Below are 6,057 nucleotides of genomic sequence, written 5' to 3'. Positions count from 1 at the left end.
GGCGCCCCGCCGCGTCCCGGGGCGCCCCGCTCGCCGGCCCCCACACCCCCCCTCTTGCCATCTGGGGCGCCCCCCCCCCCGGCCCCCCCCCCGGGGCCCCGGCACCTCGCGCACGAGCTCGGGACGCCGCGCGGTTCAGGCCAGGTCGTCGAACTCGCCTTCCTTGGCCCCACCGAGGAAGGCCCGGAGCTTCGCCCGGGTGGTCCGCACGACCACGTCCGGGTGATCGCTCTCGCGGAGAAGTATCTCCCCTTCGCACTCAGCGAGCTCAAGACAGTCGGAGCCCTCGGCATTCGAGGACTTCGAGGACTTGCGCCACTGGATCTCCATGATTCTCAAGCCTCCATACTCTGTGCGATCCTGCGGATGAAGTCCCGCGAGCGCTCCGGTTCGAGCGACCTCTCCTCGGTCCGGTCCAGCGCGGCCTTCCAGTTCACCAGGCTCGTCTCCGCATCGAGGAATGCCGACCCGGTCGCGGTGTCCACCTGAACGGTGTCGAGCTGAGGAACGGCCCCGTACACGTAGTGTGCCGAACTGCTCGCGAAGGGGAACCCACCCGCAGCGAAGGGAATCACCCTGATGGTGACGTTATCGCGATCGGACTCCCGCACGAGGTGGCAGAGTTGACTACGCGCGACTGTCGGACCTCCAAACGTCATCCGCAACGCGGCCTCGTGAATCAGGAAGGTACAGGCGGGCGAATCACACCGGTCGAGAAGATCACGGCGTTGCAGCCGGTGTGACAGTAACCGTCTTTGCCGCGCCGGGCTTGGCTGCGGGACGGTCTCGGCGAAGACGCTGCGCGCGTAATCCTCGGTTTGCAACAGCCCCGGCATATACATGACTTGCACCGACCGGATGCCCGCAGCGTGATATTCCAGCTCGGCAAGGTCGAGGGCATCGTTGACCAGCTCACCGCGGTAGTGCTCCCACCATCCGCTCACACGCTCTCCGGCCATGGCGGCGAGCGCATCGACATACGCCGCGTCAGGGCACTTGTAGTGCTCGGCCCACGCGCGGACCCGCTGTGAACTCACGCCGAAGCGACCGGACTCGGTGTTGCTGATGGTGGTGCGGTCCGCTCCCAGTCGCGCCGCGGCCTGGGCGAGAGTCAGGCCCGCATGCTCCCTGAGCCTGCGCAGCTCGGAGCCCAGTCGGCGCTGCCGCACCGTGAGCAGCTTCCTTGGCGGCATCAGGATCTCCTCCTGTCGAATCCCACTGTGGCCGTACCCGAATCAGCGGGCGCTCGTTACTCACGACATCGAGACGTATCACTAGTTAAGAGCTATGGGTACTTTCGTGAGAACCCTTGCACTGCACACCACTCGGCGTACGGCCATCACCACGACTAACGAGCCGCGCGCCCGTTCGGATCGCACCCCGTGGGGAGAACTACATGACCAGCGCCAACACCACAGCCCCTTCCGTGTCACCGCACCGCCAGGACGGTGAGAGCTACCGGCTCTCTCTGCCCAACACCGCGCGCTCAGCGGGGATCGCGCGGCGCTTCGTCACCTCCCTGCTCACCGGCACACCGCACGACGCCGTCGTCGACGACGCCTGCCTCTGCGTCAGCGAGGTAGTGGCCAACGCTCACCGCCACACCCGATCCGCGCTGATCCGTGTGCATGTGACGGTCAGCCGTGACCAGGTGACCGTCTCCGTCGCCGACGACAAGCTCCAAACCGTACCGGCGACGAGCGGCACCAACGACGCTTCCGACAACGGCGGCGTGCAAGAGTGCGGGTGGGGACTTTTCCTCCTGGACGAGCTGGCTCTCGCGTGGGGTTCGGACGTCTGCGGGTGCTGCACCCCCAGCCACAAGGCGGTGTGGTTCACGCTCGCCTGGGACGCGGGGATGTCCGCGTAACGTTCAGCACGTCACTGCCGGGGACAGGGCCGACGCCACGCGAACGGCCTCTGCCACCTGCCGTGTTCCACCGGCACCTACGCCGTGAAGCGGGCCACCTGATCGGAGCGCCCTCGCCGCACGCCGCGCAGACCCGGTGGTCCAGGGCCCAGGCGGTCCTTCCGCGCCGGGCCGTCACGCCTCGACGCCATCGCCCTCCGCCAGGAGGAGATGCAGGCGTCGCAGGACGTCGAGCTGGGCACGGCTGTAGAACTCGACCAGTGCCTGTACGACGACCGACCGGGTGACCGCCGGCTCCCGGCGGGAGGAGGCGTCCAGGTCCTGCAGGGACGGGTATTCCTCCTGCTGCCTGCGGACCTCGGGCGCAAGGCGTTCCGCGAGTCGCTGTCGTACGTCCTCGGGCGCGTCCTCCGGCAGGGTGTCGAAATCCGTGGCGATCTCGCGGTGGGACGCGGAGAGCCTGGCCTGGAACTGGTCCTGGAGGTCGGACATCGCCGAAGGGGTCAGAATGCTGGAGCACGCCAGGACGAAGGAACGCTGGCCCTCCGTGCCGGCGTGCTCCAGCACGGAGGCGCGCCGGTCGTCCGGCAGGTTGTCGGCGAGCGCCTCGAAGCCCTGGGGAAGTTCGGCCCATGCCCGGTTCTCCAGGATCGCGGCCAGTTCCCGTCGCATCCGTTCCTGGCGTGCGATGTTCGCGGCGAGTTCGGCGTCCAGGGCACGCAGGGTCTGCTCGGCCTCATCTGCGGGGCCCTCGACCGACGGGACGGCCGACAGCGGCACACCGAGATCGACCAGCCTGCGGATGCGCAGGAGGCGGACCAGGTGGCTGATGCGGTACTGCTTGTAGCCGTTGGGCGCCCGCTCGGGCTCGTCCAGCAGGCCGACCTCGTGATAGTGCCTGACGGTCTTCAGAGTGGTTCCGGCGAGTTCCGCCAGCTGACTCGTGCTCCACGCCACCAGGAGGCCCCTTCCTAGGGTGCTCGACGGCGACCGGTCGCCGCAGCCGTGGGAACGCGCGTCTCCCGGGACAGCGGGCGGAGGAGATGCGCCGAACCCTTGCGATCCCGGCGCCGTCGGGGTCCGGCCACCTGCGGGGGTACCGCGTCCACCGGCCCATCTAAACGCACACGCGGGGGACTTGGTCAACCGTCGGCCGGGCCCGGGCTTGACCATGCCCCAAGGGCACGGAGTGGGATGGGAGGCGCCCGCGAGACCGGTGGACGTATACGGAGGCTGGAACATGGAACGACGACGCACGATCGGCCGGGGCCTGGCGCTGGTCCTCTCCCTCGGCCTGAGCGGTTCACTGGCCCCGGCTCCCGCCGGCGCGGACGAGCGGCAGGTACCGCGGACCGCGCAGACGCCGAAGGTTCAGTGGGGCGGGTGCCCCGAGGACGTGGTGGCCGCAGCCGCTCCGTCCGTGCTGGAGTGCGCCACCGTTCCCGTTCCGCTGGACTACGCCGACCCCGGGGGCACCCAGATCGATCTCAAGATCTCCCGGCTGGCCAGCACCGCCCCTGACAAGCGGCGCGGCACACTCATGCTCAATCCGGGCGGCCCCGGCGGGTCAGGACTGGCGCTGTCCTCGCTGCTGGTGGCCCAGGGCCTGCCGAGCAGCGTCACCGACAGCTACGACCTGATCGGCATGGACACCCGTGGCATCGGTCACTCGTCACCGGTCAGCTGCGGGTTCACGGAGGACAGCCCCTACTTCGCCAACCTCCCGGCCTACGCGGTCGACGACGCGGCCGTCACCGCGCGGGCGAAGGTCGTCAAGGAGGTCGCCGAGCAGTGCGCGCGCCACGACACCGGCGGACGGTTGCGCCACATGACCACGGCGAACACCGCCCGTGACCTGGACCGTGTCCGGGCCGCGCTCAGTGAGGAGAAGACCAGCTTCCTGGGGTACTCCTACGGCACGGCACTGGGCGCCGCCTACGCGTCAATGTTCCCCGAGCGCTCCGACCGGATCGTGCTCGACAGCAACATCGGCGACACCCACCTCGACCGTGACGGCCTGCGCCGCTACGCCCTCGGGATGGAGGAGACCTTCCCCGCGTTCGCGAAGTGGGCGGCCGCACGCCACGACAGCTACGGCCTGGGGCGCACCCCCGGGCAGGTCCGCAAGACCTATTTCGCCATCGCCGAGCGACTCGACAGGGAGCCGACGGCGGACGGGTGGACCGGCCAGCATTTCCGTATCGCCGCTTTCGGCTTCCTGTTCAAGAAGTCGCAGTACCCCCAGCTGGCTCAGCTGTGGCAGGCGCTCAGCAGTGGTGACGCGACGGCGGCGGCCCACCCGCTGCCGGAGAACGCCACCGCGGGCGGGGGGCCGTCACCTGCAGTCAACTCCACCCGGGGCGCCGCACTGTCGCCGGCCGACAACTCCCTGACCGTGTTCCTCTCCGTGACCTGCAACGACATCGAATGGCCCGAGGACGTCGACACCTACCGGAAGGGCGTCGCCGAGGACCGCGAGCGCTACCCGATGTACGGCGCTGCCGCCGCCAACATCACGCCCTGCGCCTTCTGGCCGCACGCCCCGGCGGAGAAGCCGGTAGCGGTCGACGACGACGGCCCGCAGAACGTGCTGCTCGTGCAGAACGTCCGCGACGTACCGACCCCCCTCGCCGGCGGCAAGCTGCTGCGCGAGAAGTTCGAGGACCGGTCCCGGCTGCTCACCGTCGACGACAGCGGCCACGGCGCCTACGTCCTCGGGCCCAACGCCTGCGCGCTGAACACCACCACGCGCTACCTCGTCGAGGGTGTGATGCCCGCCGAGGACACGCACTGCCGCGCGGACTGATCCCCGGACCGTCGGCCGCCGAGCGTCGAGCGGCCTGAGCGCGGGAGTGCCGGTGGCGGTCAGCGCGATCCGCTCGTGGAATCGGACGTGCGCGCATCGCTGTGGCCGTCGGGGTGCGGCCGTCGGGCATCCGGTCGGTCGAGCGAGGCCGGGCAGGATTCGGTATCAGGATGTGTGGCGAGCTCGATCAGCACATCGAGCCTGCGCCCCGCAGCCTGCAACTCGGCGGCCTTCGCTCCGATGCGGGCTCGTTCGGCCAGCAGGTGGTCCAGCAGTTCGGGACCCACGGAGCGGGCGTCGATGGCGGGCAGGAGAGTGGCGAGCAGGCGGCTGCCGAGGCCGGCGGTGTAGAGCTGCTGGATGATCTTCACCCGGTCCACGGCCGCCTCCGGGTAGACGCGCTGGCCGCTGGAGGTGCGGTGGGGACTCAGGAGGCCCTGCTCCTCGTAGTAGCGCAGGGCACGCGTGCTGACTCCTGCCCTTGCGGCCAGTTCACCGATACGCATCGCGACTCCTTCGCCCCTTCCGTCGCCCCTTCCGCTGCCAGTCACGACTTGCCCTTCACGTTGACGTCAGGTTTTAGCGTAGGCGCCCCAGGGCGGGAGCGAACCGTACGCCCGCCCACCGAAAGGAATGATCATGGATATCACCGGCGCCATCGCACTTGTGACCGGAGCCAACCGAGGCATCGGCCGGCGCTTCGTCGAGCAGTTGCTGGACCAGGGAGCCGAGAAGGTCTACGCGACGGCCCGCCGCCCGGAGTCGATCGGCTTCACCGACGCGCGGGTCACGCCCCTGCACCTGGACCTGCTGGACGAGAAGTCGGTCTCGGCGGCGGCCGCGGTGGCGCAGGACGTCACCCTGCTGGTCAACAACGCCGGTATCTCGACCGGCGCCGATCTCCTGACCGCCGACCTGGCCATGATCCGGCGGGATCTGGAAACACACCTCTTCGGCACCCTGGGAGTCATCCGAGCCTTCGCGCCGGTCCTGGCCTCCAACAACGGAGGGGCGATCGTGAACGTCCTCTCCGTGCTGTCGTGGGTGGCCACCCCCGGAGGGTCGGGATCGTACTCCGTGGCCAAGGCCGCGGAGTGGAACATGACCAACGGGGTGCGCGTCGAGCTCGCGGGGCAGAAGACCCTCGTCCAGGGCGTACATCTGGGTGCTGCGGACACCGACATGATGGCGGGACGTGACGCACCCAAGATCGACCCGGCGGACGTCGCACGAGCCAGCCTCGACGGCCTGCGGGCAGGGGCCATCGAGGTGCTCGTCGACGACCCCAGTCGCTTCGTCAAGGCCGCCCTCTCGGGCGACCCCGCGCAGCTCTACGGCCCGCCGTCCGCGAGCTGACCACACCGAGGCGGCCGCTTCCGCG

General features: G+C 69.6%; 7 protein-coding genes. 3 read left to right on the top strand and 4 right to left on the bottom strand.

From position 1 onward, the window contains the following. Positions 1–135: 135 nt before the first annotated feature. Both ABT001_RS29125 and ABT001_RS29120 read right to left on the bottom strand, forming a co-directional pair. The gene (locus ABT001_RS29125; protein ID WP_351283506.1) at positions 136–330 is read right to left on the bottom strand and encodes a DUF397 domain-containing protein; all 195 of its coding nucleotides are present in this window, start codon (positions 328–330) and stop codon (positions 136–138) included. A 5-nt stretch (positions 331–335) separates the two neighbouring features. Then, positions 336–1,193, bottom strand: a complete 858-nt coding sequence (locus tag ABT001_RS29120) for a helix-turn-helix domain-containing protein (RefSeq protein WP_351283504.1) — start codon at positions 1,191–1,193, stop codon at positions 336–338. Positions 1,194–1,396: 203 nt separating this feature from the next. On the opposite strand from ABT001_RS29120, the gene ABT001_RS29115 reads away from it, so the two are divergent. Then, positions 1,397–1,870: an ATP-binding protein gene (locus ABT001_RS29115; RefSeq protein WP_351283502.1), complete on the top strand. Its 474-nt coding sequence runs from the start codon at positions 1,397–1,399 to the stop codon at positions 1,868–1,870. 174 nt (positions 1,871–2,044) lie between these two features. Here the strand turns inward: ABT001_RS29115 and ABT001_RS29110 are convergent, their stop codons facing one another. After that, positions 2,045–2,827 (bottom strand): helix-turn-helix domain-containing protein, encoded by a 783-nt coding sequence (locus tag ABT001_RS29110; protein ID WP_351283500.1) that lies wholly within the window; start codon positions 2,825–2,827, stop codon positions 2,045–2,047. 283 nt (positions 2,828–3,110) lie between these two features. Between ABT001_RS29110 and ABT001_RS29105 the strand changes: the two genes are divergently transcribed. Continuing rightward, positions 3,111–4,676 carry an alpha/beta hydrolase gene (locus ABT001_RS29105; protein WP_351283497.1) on the top strand — a complete coding sequence of 522 codons (1,566 nt, stop codon included), beginning with the start codon at positions 3,111–3,113 and terminating at the stop codon, positions 4,674–4,676. A 59-nt stretch (positions 4,677–4,735) separates the two neighbouring features. Here the strand turns inward: ABT001_RS29105 and ABT001_RS29100 are convergent, their stop codons facing one another. Then, entirely contained in the window at positions 4,736–5,182 is a 447-nt protein-coding gene (locus ABT001_RS29100) for a MerR family transcriptional regulator (protein WP_351283494.1), read from the bottom strand. 133 nt (positions 5,183–5,315) lie between these two features. Between ABT001_RS29100 and ABT001_RS29095 the strand changes: the two genes are divergently transcribed. Next, positions 5,316–6,032, top strand: a complete 717-nt coding sequence (locus ABT001_RS29095; RefSeq protein WP_351283492.1) for an SDR family oxidoreductase — start codon at positions 5,316–5,318, stop codon at positions 6,030–6,032. Positions 6,033–6,057: the final 25 nt, after the last annotated feature.

The sequence above is a fragment of the Streptomyces sp. NPDC002793 genome, from assembly GCF_040295485.1.
GTDB lineage: Bacteria > Actinomycetota > Actinomycetes > Streptomycetales > Streptomycetaceae > Streptomyces.
This window is presented reverse-complemented; position numbering and strand designations above follow the sequence as displayed.